The sequence below is a fragment of the Serratia sp. CY43202 genome, assembly GCF_052168755.1.
Classification (GTDB): domain Bacteria; phylum Pseudomonadota; class Gammaproteobacteria; order Enterobacterales; family Enterobacteriaceae; genus Serratia; species Serratia bockelmannii.
Map to the genome: position 1 here is coordinate 310727 of NZ_JBJNMB010000004.1, position 15412 is coordinate 326138.

The following is a 15412-nucleotide window of genomic DNA, read 5'->3' on the forward strand; positions in this document are numbered from 1 at the left end:
GTTTAGTGGGTAAAACGCCAAGGCTGATTGCGAAAACAACCGATCAATTATTGCCCTTTGGTGTGATTAACCGAAGAAAGTGAGGAGAAGAGAGAGAATCCTGCCTTTTATCCAACATTATCAGGCTGCTGTATTTCGGCTTTGGCAACAATGGCCGATCGTGGCTGAGGGAAAAACCATTAAGCCCGCGCAGGCAGGCTTAATGGTTTGCAGGCGCGGTAGGGTTAGTGGTCGAGCGATTCCAGCGCCCGTTTGATCAGCTCGCTGGCCAACTTGCTTTCCGTTTCGGAAATGCCGTCGAGATTGAAGTTGGAGAGTTCAGTGACCAAAATGCTGCGTTCTTTGCCGCTGATTGAGGCGTCCAGCGCGGACAGCAGCCTGCCGAGGATCTTCAGCAGGGTGGCGTTTTCCACTTCGGCTTCCTGAGCCGGGGTCTTCTTATCAGTCATTCAAAATCCTCTCTGTCGTGACGGAAGGGAGATGCAGCTAACGCCATCGAATGAATTAAACGATCGCGCAGCCCTTCGGGGGTGTTGAGCCCAATCACTACCGTAAGGCAGGGATCCGGATTTCTACTTATGCATCGCAGTTATAACGATTAGGGTATGTATTCAGCCGTATCACTTTGCCCTAACGGACGGCGCCAGGCTGAGCAATGTGTGCTTTGCATGCAAACCACCAGTATAGGCTTTTTGCACGACGGCAAGATGACAGGAAACCCCTGCAAACGATCGGGTTTGCAGGGGCGCAAGGTTATTGCGGCTTACCGGAGAACAAGAAGCGCAGCACCGGAATACGTTTGTGCAGTTCATATAAAGCGAAGGCCAGCGAGAACACAAACAGCAGGCCCAGCAAGAATCCCAACAGGTTGTTGCCGATATAAGGCGTCACGAAAGCGCCATATATCAGGGTCAACGGGTGGTGCACCAGATATATAAACAGTGAGGCATTGACCAGATAGGTGATGCGCGGCGAGTGATAATTCAGCAGGTTATGCCCGAAAGAGAACACCACGTTGGTCATCAGGATCCCCATTAGGGTTTTGATCACCACTTCCAGTTCGAACATATAGCTGCTGTGCGCCAACAGCTTTTGATTCAGCATATATGCGATAAACAGCAGCAGCGAGCCGAGCAGCGCCAGCGGCGAGCGACGCAGAAAAATCTCCTTAAGCCACACGTACTTAAACGCATAAGCGCCGAGGATGAAGAACGGCAGGTAGAACATCGTCTCCATCACCACGAAATTGAACAGGCCGTTGGATAATAGCTGCGGCGCGACAATTAAAATAATACGGTGCGCGGCCGAATAGCATACCGCATAAATAAAGAAACACAGTGAGATGTTTCCTAATCCGCGCAGTCTGTTTATTAACGCCGGAATATGCTCACGAGTTTGACGCTTGATTTTACGGAACAGATAAAAGCAGGCACAGGTTAACAACGACAGCGTCAATAAGAACCACAGATGAGAAACCAATTCCCAAACTGTTACATTTATTTTCTGATAGAGAGAAAATTCATCCCAGCCGTTTAATTTATCGGTGAAATATTTCAGCATGAAAAACTGCGGCACCGTAATTAGCGGGATGGAGCTTAACAGCGGGATCGCCACCCGCTCCAGCCTGACCTTCAGCCACTGGTGGCGCTCGTAGCGCTCGTAAAGCATGTAGGAGAAGTAGCCGGATATCACGAAGAACACCTGCATGCGGAAAGCGTGGATGAAGTCGTTCAGCACCGTGAGCGAGAAGGAGGGGGACGCGCTGTTCACCGCCCAGGCATGGCTGGAATAAATCAGGGAGAGGTGAAACGGAATCCCGAGCAACATCAAATAGGCTCGGATCGAATCGAGGAAAAACTCGCGCTGTTTGCTGCCTTTAGTCATAGATTACCGCTGGTGATTTAATCGGGTGCTCATTAACACGCTTAATAAGTCGTCAAACGTTAAATTGTTATCCGAAACCCTACTATAGCCCCCCGCATTTTTCCATAGCGTCTTGTTGCGCGGCTTGCTACGCTGGTGTTCCATCAGCTGCTTAAACAATGAGCCGTAAACATGAACCATCCATTTATCATGTTGTCGGAAAGCTGAGTAATCCATTAATATGGATTTAAATGATTTGAGCACACGAATAGGGGGGGATGTGCTAGTTAATATATTATCCGGACAACCACGCGCCGCGAGCGTTCGTTGGTTAGGTGCTACCGTATTGTTCACGCTGTTCAGTTCGCCGGCATGGGCCTTTTCTATTGATGATGTGGCCAAGCAGGCGCAGGATCTGGCCGCGAAAGGTTTCGAAGCCCCGAAGAGCAACCTTCCTTCTCAGTTCCGCGAGATGAAGTTCGCAGACTATCAGCAGATTCAGTTCAATCACGATAAAGCCTATTGGAGCAAGCTGAAAACCCCTTTCAAGCTTGAGTTTTATCATCAGGGGATGTACTTCGACACGCCGGTGAAAATCAATGAAGTCACCTCCACCAGCGTAAAACAGATCAAGTACAGCCCGGATTACTTCAACTTCGGTTCGGTCAAACACGACCCTGAATCGGTGAAAAACCTCGGCTTTGCCGGCTTCAAGGTGATCTACCCGATCAACAGCGCCGACAAAAACGATGAGATCATGAGCCTGCTGGGCGCGAGCTATTTCCGCGTGGTGGGTAAAGGGCAGGTTTACGGGCTTTCCGCTCGCGGCCTGGCTATCGATACCGCTTTGCCATCTGGCGAAGAGTTCCCGCGTTTCCGCGAATTCTGGGTTGAGCGTCCGAAGCAGGGCGACAAACACCTGGTGATCTACGCGTTGCTGGATTCCCCGCGCGCCACCGGCGCTTACCGTTTCACGGTGATCCCGGGCCGCGACACCACCGTGGACGTCGAGTCTAAAGTGTTCCTGCGCGACAAGGTGGGCAAACTGGGCCTGGCGCCGCTGACCAGCATGTACCTGTTCGGGCCGAACCAGCCATCGCCGACGCTGAACTATCGCCCGGCGTTGCACGACTCCAACGGTCTGTCTATCCATGCCGGCAACGGCGAGTGGATCTGGCGCCCGCTGAACAATCCTAAACACCTGTCCGTCAGCACCTATACCGTCGAGAACCCGAAAGGCTTCGGTCTGCTGCAGCGCGGCCGCAACTTCAAGGATTACGAAGATCTGGACGATCGTTACGATCTGCGCCCGAGCGCCTGGATCGAACCGAAGGGCGACTGGGGTAAAGGCAAGGTCGAGCTGGTGGAGATCCCGACGGCGGATGAAACCAACGACAATATCGTGGCGTTCTGGACACCGGATACGCTGCCGGAAGCCAAAAAGCCGCTGACGCTGAGCTACCGTCTGAACTTCACCCGCGACGAAGACAAACTGCATTCGCAAGACATCGCCTATGTGGCGCGGACCATGCGTTCGACCGGTGACGTGAAGCAGTCCAACCTGATTCGCGAGCCTGACGGCAGCGTGGCCTTCCTGGTCGACTTCGTCGGCCCGGTGCTGAAAGGGCTGGACGCCAACACTCCAGTCGCTTCTCAGATCAGCATCGGCGACAACGGTGAAATGGTAGAAAACAACGTCCGCTATAACCCAGTGACCAAAGGCTGGCGCCTGACGGTACGTCTGAAAGTAAAAGACGACAAGAAGCCGGTAGAAATGCGCGCAGCGCTGGTCAATGGCGATAAGACTCTGTCGGAAACCTGGAGCTATCAGCTACCTGCCAATGAATAAGCCTACTCAACCCGCCCAGGATTATCTTGCGGCGCTGCCTCTGACCGCCGAGCGGTCGGAGGCGCTCAACCCTCACACGGCGGATGACGCTCAGGCACTGGAGGCGCTCCATCGGCAGATGGGCGCCGCCGACGCCAACGTCAACAGCCTGTCGGCGGATGACGTGGCGTTGGCCTCGGTCAAACCGCGCATCGAAAGCGCCTGGCCGGATGCGGTCAGCGATGACGATTTCGACACCGACGCCGAAGGGCGCGCCATTCTGAAGGCGACGCCGCCGATCAAACGAACCACCATGTTCCCGGAAGCCTGGCGTACCAACCCGGTGGCGCGCTTCTGGGATTCTCTGCTGGGGCGTTCGCCGCACAATCGGCACGCCACCAAAGAGGAGGCCGAGGCCGAGAACCGCTGGCGCGTTGTCGGTTCCATGCGCCGCTATGTGCTGCTGGTGCTGATGCTGGTGCAGACCGGCATCGCCACCTGGTATATGAAAACCATCTTGCCTTATCAGGGCTGGGCGCTGATCGATCCTATCGCCATGCTGGATCAGGATCTGATGCAGTCGGTGCTGCAGCTGCTGCCTTATGTGCTGCAAACCGGCATTCTGATCCTGTTCGCCGTACTGTTCTGCTGGGTCTCGGCCGGTTTCTGGACCGCGCTGATGGGCTTCCTGCAGCTGCTGATCGGTAAAGACAAATACAGTATTTCCTCCACCATCAAGGGCGATGAGCCGATCAACCCGGCACACCGCACCGCGCTGATCATGCCGATCTGTAACGAAGACGTCGAACGCGTGTTCGCCGGCCTGCGTGCGACCTATGAGTCCGTTGCCGCCACCGGTCAGCTGGAACACTTCGATATCTACGTGCTGAGCGACAGCTACGATCCGGACATCTGCGTGGCGGAGCAAAAGGCGTGGATGGAGCTGTGCCGCGATGTCGACGGCCACGGCCGCATCTTCTATCGCCGCCGCCGTCGTCGCGTAAAACGCAAGAGCGGCAACATCGACGACTTCTGCCGTCGTTGGGGCGGTGAGTACAGCTACATGGTGATCCTGGACGCCGACAGCGTGATGAGCGGCGAATGCCTCACCGGGCTGGTGCGTTTGATGGAAGCCAACCCGAACGCCGGCATCATCCAGTCCGCGCCGAAGGCGTCCGGTATGGATACCCTGTATGCGCGCGTGCAGCAGTTCGCTACCCGCGTTTACGGGCCGCTGTTTACCGCCGGCCTGCATTTCTGGCAGCTGGGCGAGTCGCACTACTGGGGCCATAACGCCATCATCCGCGTGAAGCCGTTTATCGAGCACTGTGCGCTGGCGCCGCTGCCGGGCGAGGGTTCCTTCGCCGGTTCAATCTTGTCGCACGACTTCGTTGAAGCGGCGCTGATGCGCCGCGCCGGCTGGGGCGTGTGGATCGCTTACGATCTGCCGGGCAGTTACGAAGAGCTGCCGCCAAACCTGCTGGACGAGCTGAAACGCGACCGTCGCTGGTGCCACGGCAACCTGATGAACTTCCGCCTGTTCCTGGTGAAAGGCATGCACCCGGTGCACCGCGCGGTGTTCCTGACCGGCGTCATGTCCTACCTGTCGGCGCCGCTGTGGTTCATGTTCCTGGCGCTCTCCACCGCATTGCAGGTGGTGCACACCCTGATGGAGCCGCAATACTTCCTGCAGCCGCGGCAGCTGTTCCCGGTCTGGCCGCAGTGGCGGCCCGAGCTGGCGATAGCGCTGTTCTCCACCACGCTGGTGCTGCTGTTCCTGCCGAAGCTGCTCAGCATCGTGCTGATCTGGGCCAAGGGTGCGAAAGAGTACGGCGGGGCGTTCCGTCTGTTCATTTCGATGCTGATGGAAATGCTGTTCTCGGTGCTGCTGGCGCCGGTGCGCATGCTGTTCCATACCGTGTTCGTGGTGAGCGCCTTCCTCGGTTGGGAAGTGGTGTGGAATTCGCCGCAGCGTGACGATGACGATACGCCTTGGGGCGAAGCGTTCCGCCGCCATGGTTCGCAGATGTTGTTGGGCCTGGTGTGGGCCGGCGGCATGGCGTGGCTGGATCTGCGCTTCCTGTGGTGGTTGGCGCCGATCGTGTTCTCGCTGATCCTGTCGCCGTTCGTGTCGGTGCTGTCGAGCCGCGCGACGCTGGGCATGAAGAGCAAACGCGCCAAGCTGTTCCTGATCCCGGAAGAGTACAACCCGCCGCGCGAGTTGCTGGCGACGGAAGAGTACCTGCATCTCAACCGCAACCGCGCGCTGACCAACGGCTTTATGCATGCGGTGGTCAACCCGTCCTTCAACGCGCTGGCGACGGCGTTGGCGACGGCGCGTCACCATCTGCGCGCTACCCTCGATCGCAACCGCGAGGAGCGGGTGAACGAAGCGCTGCAGCTGGGGCCGGAGAAGCTGGTGAAGGGCAAACGTCTGGAGCTGCTGAGCGATCCGGTCACGCTGGCTCGTCTGCACCAGCGCGTCTGGCTGTTGCCGGAAGGCGCTGCCTGGCGTGAGCACTATCAGCAGTTGCCGCACAACCCGCTGGCACACCCAACGGGCCGACGTTAATCGCTGAACGGTAACGCTCAGACGGGGAATGCGCATGGCGCGTTCCCCGTTTTTTTTACCTTTTGCTTACGCGCGCCGGTACCGGTGGAGAAAGGGAACTGTGGTAGACTGCGGCCGATGCGTTGTTCACTCGCGAAACAACCCTTTGCTCAGAGTCAATGTCGTGAAGCTCTCTTCCTACCTTCGGCTGGCCTGCGTGGCGGCCGGCGTGATGGTCTTAACCGGTTGCGGCAGCATCATCAGCCGCACCGTGCCCGGTGCGGGGCATGGCCACCAGTACTATCCCGGCGTGCAGTGGGATTTGCGCGATACGTCCTGGCGTTATGTCACGGTGATAGATGTGCCGCTGTCGATGGTGGTGGACACCTTTATGCTACCGTTCGATGCGCAGCACGGCCCCTATGAATAAACCTGCTCAGCGGGTGGCGAACACCACCAGCTGATAGCCTTTCTGCCCACAATGGAAAGGCACCAGCGCCGTCATGCCCAACCCTTGCACATGAGCGGCCAACGAATGCGGATTGTCGTCGTCGATAAACAGCGCGCCCACGTCGTAGTCATGACTGGTGTGCGCTTTGACGGCGGCGTAGAGGCGTTTCAGCACGCCTTTGCCGCGCCAGGCGGCGTCGAGGCAAACCGGGCCGTAGAGAAACACCCGCTGCTCACTCAGCGCCCGCCCGGCGAAGGACTGCGTGGCGAGCGTCGCCAGCATCGCATCCACCACCGGCGGCCGCGGTTGCACGTCGGCGGGCATCAGGCAAACGAACCCGGCCAGTTGGTTCTCCTGTTCGGCCACTAGTATGCCGATGCCGCGGTTGATCGCCGTCAGCTGCGCCTCATTCATGCGCGATACGATAAATCCCTGCCGTTTGTGGCGCTCGTCGAGCGCTTCCGGCACGTTTTCCCCCTGCAGCTGTAAAATGGCGGGGTAGTCGGTAGGGCGGGCCCGGCGGATAATCATACTGCCTCCTTGGCGATAAAAACGTGGTGCGGGTTAACGTTCATCCCATTCATCGGCCGCGGTCTGGCCTTCTTCGGTATCCAGCGGCGGCTCGAGCTGGAAGTCGCCTTCTTCCCATTCGTACAGGGTATTTTCGTCTATCCACTCGGCGGTGATCTCCACCTCGTCGTAGTCACCGTCGAATATCGCCTGCGCCGCCGCACCGCTGCGCAGCGGCAGGCATTCCACCGTTTCGCCTTCTTCTTCGAAGAACTCGGCCTGCCACATCGTGTCGCCATCCTGCATCACGTACTTTTGCAGATTGAACTGCTGCGGCACCGGCGGTTCGTCATCGCCGCCGCCTTCGGCGGTGTCGATAAACTCTTCACGTGCGGCCTCGATGGCTTCTTCCAGGGTTGCATACAGGCTCATGTTCGCCTCCGTTGACAATGAGAGTAGAGCGCCCGGCGCATTGCCGGTGCGGTGGGATAAACGTCAAAACTAATTGTTGTCTCACTGGCGCAGGATGCAAATTTTTTTGTTGTCCGCTTTGCGACGACGGTTGTCCGCAAAGCGGGAGAAGAGGAGGCGATGGCGGGAAATAATGGCGCTATCGTTCACTCAGTTGCCAGGAGAAGCCCATGTTAATCGACCCTTCAAGCAAATACCGACCGTTCCCGCCGGTGACATTACCGGATCGTCAGTGGCCTTCGCGTACCCTGCGGCAGGCGCCGCGCTGGTGCTCCAGCGATCTGCGCGACGGCAACCAGGCGCTGGCGGAGCCGATGGATAACGCGCGCAAGCGCGAATTCTATCAATTGTTGTTGCAGTGCGGTTTCAAAGAGATTGAGGTGGCTTTCCCTTCGGCGTCGCAAACGGATTTCGATTTTGTGCGCACGCTGATCGACGAGCAACTGATCCCGCACGACGTCACGATTCAGGTGCTGACGCAGTCGCGAGACGATCTGATCGATCGTACCTTCGAGGCGCTGCTGGGGGCACCACGGGCAATCGTGCATCTGTACAACGCCACGGCGCCGATGTTTCGCGACATCGTGTTCCGTCAGGATAAGGCCGCAACCGTGGCGCTGGCGGTGAACGGCGCGCGGCGCATTCGCCGGCATTGCGAGGCTCAGCCCGATACCGCCTGGTGCTTCGAGTATTCGCCGGAAACCTTCTGTTTTACTGAATTAGAGTTCGCGCTGGAGATCTGCGAGGCGGTGGCGGAGGTGTGGCAACCGGGGCCGCAGCGGCCGATGATCATCAATCTGCCGGCGACGGTGGAGGTGAGTACGCCCAATGTGTATGCCGATCAGATTGAGTGGTTCTGCCGTCACTTCAGCCGTCGCGCCGATGTGGCGATCAGCGTACATCCGCATAACGATCGCGGTACCGGCGTGGCCTGCGCGGAGCTGGCGCTGCTGGCCGGTGCCGATCGGGTCGAAGGCTGCCTGTTCGGCAACGGAGAGCGTACCGGCAACGTCGATCTGGTCACGCTGGCGTTGAATTTCTATACCCAGGGCGTGGCGCCGGGCCTGGACTTCAGCCGCCTGAAACAGGTGGTGGAAGTGGTGGAGCAGTGCAATCAGCTGCCGGTGCATCCTCGCCATCCTTATGCCGGTGAGCTGGTGTTTACCGCCTTCTCCGGTTCGCATCAGGATGCGATCAAAAAAGGTTTCGCCGCGCAACGGCTGCGACAAGATGGCTGGTGGCAAGTGCCTTACCTGCCGCTCGATCCTGCCGATGTCGGCTGCAGCTATGAGGCGGTGATCCGGGTCAACAGCCAGTCCGGTAAAAGCGGGGCTGCCTGGCTACTGGAACAAAATCATGGGCTCGCGTTGCCGCGCGGTTTGCAGATTGATTTCAGCCAGGTGGTGCAGCGTGCGACCGACGGCAGCGGGAAGGAAATGAGCGGCGCACAGCTGTGGCGCTTATTCCGCGACACCTATGGGTTGGTGGAGCAGCCGTGCTTGCAGCTGTTGAGCTACCAGACGGAAAGTCATGGGGTAGAGGCCTACAGCTTCAACGCGCGAGTTGCCTGCGAGGGAGAGACACTGCGTCTGCAGGGGGCCGGCAACGGTCTGCTTTCCAGCGCGGTGGATGCGCTGCGTCAGCGCTTCGGCTTGCCGCTGGCGATCGAGGATTACCACGAGCACACGCTGGGGCATCAGAGTGATAGCCGAGCGGTGGCCTATATCCGCTGTGCGCTGCCGCAAGGTGAGGCGACCTACGGCGTTGGCATCGACGTTGACTCCGCCAGCGCCTCACTGCAGGCGCTGTTTAACGTTGCCGGGCGCTATCTGTCGTCGGCGCGGTCCGGCTGAAATAGTCGCTGGGCGCGACCCCCAATAACCGGCGGAACATGGCGCTGAACGCGCTGGGGCTGTCATAGCCAAGATCCAGCGCCACTTCCAACACCGAGCGGCCGGTCGCCAGCGCGTTCAACGCCGCCAGCAAACGGGCGCGCCGCACCCAATCACTAAAATGCAGCCCGGTTTCTCGCTGGAAGCGCCGCGACAGGGTGCGTCCGCTGACGCTGAGCTGAGCGGCCGCCTGTTCCAGCGTCCAGGGCTGCGCCAGCGTGGCCTGAATATGGCGGCACAAGGCAAGCAGTGAGGCCTCACGCGGTTCGGGCAGGTGCAGTGGCAGGATCGGCAGCATTCTCAACTCATCCAGGATCAGTTCCATCACGCGCTCATCGCGCCCGCCGCTTGGATAGCCGGGCGCAATCTCCATTGCACAGATAATCAACTCGCGCAACAGCGGCGAAACCTGCACCACCTGGCATTGGGCCGGCAGATCGGCGCGCGCCAACGGATCGACAAACAGCGTCCTGGCCGCCACCTGGCCGGTGATGCGCAGGCTGTGCATCATTTTCGCCGGTACCCAGACGCCGCGGCCGGGTGGCACCACCCAACTGCCGAGCCGGGTCGTGACCTGCACTACGCCGCTCAGGCTGTGAATCAGCTGCGCGCAGTTATGGTAGTGATCCGGCTCGCTGTCGCCGTGGCGATAATCCTTGGCCAACGGCCGGACGGGCTGATCGGCCGGCAGAACGTCATGAAACAGCAGCATCGTTAGCGGCCTCCGCGCGGCAAAAAGGGGGATGACAGCATGCCATGCGGCGCGGTTCCACACCAGCCTGTGGCACGCGGCAGATGAATAGTTTATAAAATGATATTATATAATTTTATAAACTGATTGGAGGGGGGATGGATATTGACGCGATGCGCAAGGCGGCGGCGCAGGCCGGCGCGATGCTGCGCACCTTGGGCAATGAAGATCGGCTGCTGCTGCTGTGCCGGCTCAGTCAGGGCGAGATGGCAGTGAGCGAGCTGGCGCAGGCGCTGGCTATCCGCCAGCCGACATTGTCCCAACAGCTTGGCGTGCTGCGCGAGGAGGGGCTGGTCTCCACCCGGCGAGCCGGCAAGCAAATTTACTATGCGGTGGCCGATGCCAAAGCGCTGGCGCTGCTAACGACCCTGTATCAACTGTATTGCCCACAGCCGGAGAACCGAGATGACCATTGACTGGCAACACTTCACGCCCTATTCCGCGCTCGCGGGCGGGGCCATTATCGGCGGTGCGGTAGCGCTGCTGCTGCTGTTCAACGGCCGCATCGCCGGCATCAGCGGCATTACCGGCGGCTTATTGAGCGCGGGCGGCCGGGAGCGGGGCTGGCGCGCCGCATTTCTTGGCGGGTTGCTGATTTCTCCCTGGCTGTATGCTGCTGCGGCGGCTTTGCCTCCTGGTGAGATCGCGGCCGGCAGCGGCTGGCTGGCGATCGCGGGGCTGTTGGTGGGGGTGGGTACCCGGTTGGGCAGCGGCTGCACCAGCGGGCACGGCGTGTGCGGCGTCGCGCGGTTGGCGCCGCGATCGTTGGCCGCCACGGCGGTGTTTATGCTGCTGGGCTTTACGACCGTGTGGCTGATGCGCCATCTGCTGGGAGGCTGAAGATGCTTAAGTCTCTGTTGGCGCTGCTGAGCGGCGTGATTTTCGGTCTGGGGTTAATTATCGCCGGCATGGCCAATCCGGCCAAAGTACTGGCGTTTCTCGATATTACCGGTCAGTGGGATCCTTCGCTGGCGTTGGTGATGGTTGGGGCGATTGCAGTGGCGGCGCCGGCCTTTATGTGGGCGCGCCGACGCCAGCGGAGCCTGTTGGGGGAACCGCTGCAGATCCCGGCCGCCGGGCGTGTGGATCGCCGTTTGCTGGTGGGCAGCGCGCTGTTCGGCATCGGTTGGGGCATGGCGGGCATTTGCCCTGGCCCGGCCTGGGTGTTGGCGGGGGCGGAAATACAACGGGTATGGCCGTTCCTGCTGGCGATGCTGGCGGGCATGGCGCTGTATGAGATTATCATGAGGTGGAGGCGTTCATGTCGATAGCCAAGGCGGTGCTGCGCATTGCGCGCCCGACCGATCGGTTGCAAGAGATTGCCACGCTGTATTGCCGCGGGTTGGGGTTTGAAAGGCTAGGCGAGTTTGTCGATCATCAGGGCTTTGACGGCATTATGATCGGGCATCCGCAGCATGCCTACCATCTGGAGTTCACGCAGCATCGCGGGGTGCGGGTCGGGCAGGCGCCGACGCAGGATCATCTGCTGGTGTTTTACCTGCCGGATGAGAACGAATGGCGAGCCGGGTGTGAGCGGATGCGGGCGGCGGGATTCTTGGCGGTCGTCGCCTATAACCCCTATTGGGATAGGGCGGGGCAAACCTTTGAAGATCCTGACGGCTACCGGGTGGTCCTGCAACATCAGGCCTGGCAAGCATAAAAAAACCGGCGCCTCGAGCGCCGGTTTGCGAGATAAAAACGGGTTATCCGTCAGGCGTTGGTCGCCGGTTTTTGCACGCTCTTGGACTGGGTATTTTCCAGCATGCGGCGAATCGGCACGATCAGCACGATCAGCACGGCGGCGCAGATCAGCAGCGCGACGGAGCAGCGAGCGAACAGATCCGGCAGCATATCCAGCTGGTCGGCCTTGACGTGGCCACCGATCAGGCCGGCGGCCAGGTTGCCCAGCGCGCTGGCGCAGAACCACAGCCCCATCATTTGCCCGCGCATTCTCTCCGGCGCCAGCAGCGTCATGGTGGCCAGCCCGATCGGGCTCAGGCACAGCTCACCCAGCGTCAGCATCAGGATACTGCCCACCAGCCACATCGGCGATACGCCGGCGCCGCCGTTGCTCAGTACATTCTGAGCGGCCAGCATCATCAGGCCGAAACCACCGGCGGCGCACAGGATACCGATCACGAACTTGGTGATGCTGCTCGGGCGCACGTTATTGCGTGCCAGCGCAGGCCAGGCCCAGCTGAACACCGGTGCCAGCAGGATGATGAACAGGGCGTTGATCGACTGGAACCACACCGCCGGGATCTCGAAACCGCCGACCATGCGATTGGTGTAATCGTTGGCGAACAGGTTGAACGAGGTCGGCTTCTGTTCAAACGCCGACCAGAAGAACGCGGCGGAGATCAGCAGGATGAAGCACACCAGCAGGCGTGCACGCTCTTTGCGGCTCAGGCCGGCAAAGGCGAAGAGGTAGATGAAATACAGGGTGACCGACGCGGCGATGACGTAAACCAGCACGCTGGCTACCTCGACCGGGTTGATGACGATGGTGCCCTGAGCGATCAGTACGATGACCGCAGCCAGGACCACCGCCAATGCCAGCAGCCAGGCGCCGACGCCTTTTTTCTTCGCGACCGGGCTGTTCCAGGTGGAATCCAGGCCCACTTCGCGGTCATAGCGTTTCATCGCCGGTACGGCGAACACCCGGAAAATCACCAGCGCCACCAGCATCCCGATACCGCCGATGCCGAAGCCCCAGTGCCAGCCGTGTGATTTGATCAGCCAGCCGGAGATCAACGGGGCGATGAACGAACCGATGTTGATGCCCATGTAGAACAGCGAGAAACCGCCGTCGCGGCGCGCATCGCCTTTCTTGTACAGCGTGCCGACCATCACCGAGATACAGGTCTTGAACAGGCCGGAACCGAGCACGATGAACATCAGGCCGATGAAGAACAGGTTGGTGCCCATCACCGCGGACAGGGCGATCGACAGGTGGCCGAGGGCGATCAGGATAGAACCGTACCAGACGGCCTTGCGTTGGCCGAGCCAATTGTCCGCCAGCCAGCCGCCCGGCAGTGCCGCCAGGTACATGCTGCCGGCGAAAATGCCGACGATCGCCGACGCGTTCTCACGCGCCAGACCCAGGCCGCCGTCGTACACGGTGGCGGCCATAAACAGGATCAGCAGCGGACGGATGCCGTAGAACGAAAAGCGTTCCCACATTTCGGTGAAGAACAGAGAACCCAGCGGATAGGGATGGCCGAAGAAGGTCCGGCTTTCTGACTTATTGACAGAGGATTGCATAACGATTTCCCAATAAAAAGGCGCTGCATGGCTGCAGCCCGTACTGTGGTTGTATGTGTATTTAATGAAGGCGATCCGCCCAATGCGGATTACCCGACAAAACCGCGGCTGCAACGCTGATAAACCGTGGAAAGCGTGCTGACCTTTTTTCACTTGGCCGATGGTTCACATCTGGCGTGATATTATTTAACCATTTGATAACTGGTCGTTGGTTTTGTCTAGTACCTGTATCCCATTTTTTAGACGAAAAGTCGACAAGCATCTCCTTTTCTGGTTTTTCTGTTGGTTGTGGCGGGAATATGATTGACAGCGGGTTTTATGCGCTGAAAGTTAATTAATTGTTGATAAACAAGATGTTGAGATAAGAATGTTCTGAGCGGGGCGAAAGTTCACAGGCCTGAAGGAAGCATTATTAAAAGTAGGGGAAACGCGCCGTTGATCTGACCAACGGCGGAAAGTGGCGATAAATGCAGCTATGACTCTTCCTGCAGCGTGTCTTCCCGCCTATAGCTCGGCCGTCGCCGCAGACACCACCAGGAATAACCGGCGTTGAACAGCACCACCAGCGCGGTGACCGCGAAGACCGCGCGAAAACCGTAGCCGGCGGAGATTGCGGCGCCGAGCAGCGGGCCGCTGACGTTGCCAACATCGCGGAACGACTGGTTGTAGCTGAAAATACGGCCGGCCACCTGATTGGTGCAGTTGTAAATCAACAACGTCTGTACCGCCGGCAGCAACGCGCCGTCGGCCGCCCCCAGCAGAAAACGCAGTACCCCGAGCTGCCACGGCGTCTGCACGAACGCCATCGGGATCAGTAACAGCACCGAGACGATCAGCATAAAGACCAGAATGCGTTCCGGGCCAATGCGATCGCCCAGCTTGCCCAGCCGCGGGGCGCTCATCAATGCCGCGACGCCGGGCACTGAGGCGATAAGCCCGCTGATAAACGCCAGATTGTGGGTGGCGCCGGCCAGATCGCGCACATACAGCGTCAGGATCGGCGCAATCGAGCCGGTGGCGATCTGGATGATCATGGTGGTGACAAACAGGCTGAGCACCAGTTTCGGGTTCTTCAGCGAGGCGAACACCTGTTTTGCGTGCAACATGTCGCGTTTTTGCACCGGGGTAAATTGTTCTTTGACATACAGCAGCGTCAGTACGAAGCAGACGAATAACACTGCGGCGGTGATATAAAACACCGGGCGCAGGCCGTACAGATCGGCCAGCAGACCGCCGATCAATGGGCCTATCAATGCACCGCCGACGCCGCCGGTGGACAGGGTGCCGAGCGCCCAGCCGCTGCGGTTGCGCGGCACCTGGGTGGCGATCAGCGCGTTGGCGTTGGGGATGAATCCGCCGAGCAGCCCCAGCACTGCGCGCAGCGCGAGAAACTGCCAGACCGTTTGCGCCATGCCCATCAGCGCCATGACGATCGCCATGCCTAGCGCCGAACGCAGCAGCATCAGTTTACGGCCGCGCCGATCGGCCAGGGCGCCCCAAAACGGCGCGGCGATGGCGGAAAACAGGAAGGTGATGCTGAACAGCAGACCGGACCACATGTTGAGTGCCTGATGGCCGGTAACGCCCAGCGTCTCTACGTACAGCGGCAGAAACGGCATCACCAGGCTGAAGGCGGCGCCGGTGAGAAAACATCCCAGCCAGGCGACGAAAAGGTTGCGTTTCCAGTTAACGGGTTCTGCTGCCGAAGCCATAAATGTCCACTGCCGAAAGGTGACGCGTTTTGCCAGCGGCAAGATGAAGGGGCAAAACGTGAAAGTTAGCCTGGTAAGTATGTGCCGCAAGCGCAGCGACGGCAAACGAGGGGACAAAG

At 59.5% G+C, this 15412-nt stretch carries 15 protein-coding genes; 8 read left to right on the forward strand and 7 right to left on the reverse strand.

Annotated elements, in window-relative coordinates; translation table 11 throughout:
• Positions 1-224 precede the first annotated feature (224 nt).
• Together ACJ8J5_RS10670 and mdoC are read right to left on the reverse strand one after the other, a co-directional pair.
• Entirely contained in the window at positions 225-449 is a 225-nt protein-coding gene (locus ACJ8J5_RS10670) for a hypothetical protein (protein ID WP_060440221.1), read from the reverse strand.
• A gap of 304 nt (positions 450-753) precedes the next feature.
• Positions 754-1884, reverse strand: coding sequence for a glucans biosynthesis protein MdoC (mdoC, locus tag ACJ8J5_RS10675; RefSeq protein ID WP_060419569.1), 1131 nt, complete (start codon positions 1882-1884; stop codon positions 754-756).
• A gap of 259 nt (positions 1885-2143) precedes the next feature.
• Here mdoC and ACJ8J5_RS10680 point away from each other — a divergent pair, with 259 nt between their 5' ends.
• The 3 genes from ACJ8J5_RS10680 (at position 2144) to ACJ8J5_RS10690 (ending at position 6672) form a co-directional block, all read left to right on the forward strand.
• The gene (locus tag ACJ8J5_RS10680) at positions 2144-3712 is read left to right on the forward strand and encodes a glucan biosynthesis protein G (RefSeq protein WP_170310507.1); all 1569 of its coding nucleotides are present in this window, start codon (positions 2144-2146) and stop codon (positions 3710-3712) included.
• Entirely contained in the window at positions 3705-6263 is a 2559-nt protein-coding gene (gene mdoH, locus ACJ8J5_RS10685; protein ID WP_084826418.1) for a glucans biosynthesis glucosyltransferase MdoH, read from the forward strand. The genes ACJ8J5_RS10680 and mdoH overlap by 8 nt, the downstream gene beginning before the upstream one ends.
• 211 nt (positions 6264-6474) lie before the next feature.
• The gene (locus tag ACJ8J5_RS10690) at positions 6475-6672 is read left to right on the forward strand and encodes a YceK/YidQ family lipoprotein (protein WP_414104647.1); all 198 of its coding nucleotides are present in this window, start codon (positions 6475-6477) and stop codon (positions 6670-6672) included.
• A 6-nt stretch (positions 6673-6678) separates the two neighbouring features.
• On the opposite strand, the gene ACJ8J5_RS10695 is transcribed toward ACJ8J5_RS10690, so the two are convergent.
• Positions 6679-7224 (reverse strand): GNAT family N-acetyltransferase, encoded by a 546-nt coding sequence (locus tag ACJ8J5_RS10695; RefSeq protein WP_414104610.1) that lies wholly within the window; start codon positions 7222-7224, stop codon positions 6679-6681.
• A gap of 33 nt (positions 7225-7257) precedes the next feature.
• The gene (locus tag ACJ8J5_RS10700) at positions 7258-7635 is read right to left on the reverse strand and encodes a MysB family protein (protein ID WP_414104611.1); all 378 of its coding nucleotides are present in this window, start codon (positions 7633-7635) and stop codon (positions 7258-7260) included.
• A 209-nt stretch (positions 7636-7844) separates the two neighbouring features.
• Between ACJ8J5_RS10700 and leuA the strand changes: the two genes are divergently transcribed.
• Positions 7845-9527: a 2-isopropylmalate synthase gene (gene leuA / locus ACJ8J5_RS10705; protein ID WP_149572250.1), complete on the forward strand. Its 1683-nt coding sequence runs from the start codon at positions 7845-7847 to the stop codon at positions 9525-9527.
• On the opposite strand, the gene ACJ8J5_RS10710 is transcribed toward leuA, so the two are convergent.
• Entirely contained in the window at positions 9484-10278 is a 795-nt protein-coding gene (locus tag ACJ8J5_RS10710) for an AraC family transcriptional regulator (RefSeq protein WP_060419560.1), read from the reverse strand. The two genes, leuA and ACJ8J5_RS10710, sit on opposite strands and share 44 nt — an antisense overlap.
• 137 nt (positions 10279-10415) lie before the next feature.
• On the opposite strand from ACJ8J5_RS10710, the gene ACJ8J5_RS10715 reads away from it, so the two are divergent.
• Genes ACJ8J5_RS10715 through ACJ8J5_RS10730 form a run of 4 tightly spaced genes read left to right on the forward strand, consistent with a single transcriptional unit; the run spans position 10416 to position 11977 of the window.
• Complete coding sequence (locus ACJ8J5_RS10715) at positions 10416-10733, forward strand: ArsR/SmtB family transcription factor (protein WP_048233328.1); 318 nt, start codon at positions 10416-10418, stop codon at positions 10731-10733.
• Positions 10723-11157, forward strand: a complete 435-nt coding sequence (locus ACJ8J5_RS10720; RefSeq protein ID WP_060440216.1) for a YeeE/YedE family protein — start codon at positions 10723-10725, stop codon at positions 11155-11157. The genes ACJ8J5_RS10715 and ACJ8J5_RS10720 overlap by 11 nt, the downstream gene beginning before the upstream one ends.
• Positions 11158-11159: 2 nt before the next feature.
• Positions 11160-11588 carry a YeeE/YedE family protein gene (locus ACJ8J5_RS10725; protein ID WP_084826413.1) on the forward strand — a complete coding sequence of 143 codons (429 nt, stop codon included), beginning with the start codon at positions 11160-11162 and terminating at the stop codon, positions 11586-11588.
• Positions 11579-11977, forward strand: a complete 399-nt coding sequence (locus ACJ8J5_RS10730) for a VOC family protein (RefSeq protein ID WP_038875445.1) — start codon at positions 11579-11581, stop codon at positions 11975-11977. Before ACJ8J5_RS10725 ends, ACJ8J5_RS10730 begins: the two co-directional genes overlap by 10 nt.
• Before the next feature lie 50 nt (positions 11978-12027).
• Here the strand turns inward: ACJ8J5_RS10730 and ACJ8J5_RS10735 are convergent, their stop codons facing one another.
• Both ACJ8J5_RS10735 and mdtG read right to left on the reverse strand, forming a co-directional pair.
• On the reverse strand, positions 12028-13581 hold the full coding sequence (locus tag ACJ8J5_RS10735) for a peptide MFS transporter (protein WP_414104613.1): 1554 nt from the start codon (positions 13579-13581) through the stop codon (positions 12028-12030).
• 473 nt (positions 13582-14054) lie between these two features.
• On the reverse strand, positions 14055-15293 hold the full coding sequence (mdtG, locus tag ACJ8J5_RS10740; protein ID WP_197780632.1) for a multidrug efflux MFS transporter MdtG: 1239 nt from the start codon (positions 15291-15293) through the stop codon (positions 14055-14057).
• Positions 15294-15412 lie beyond the last annotated feature (119 nt).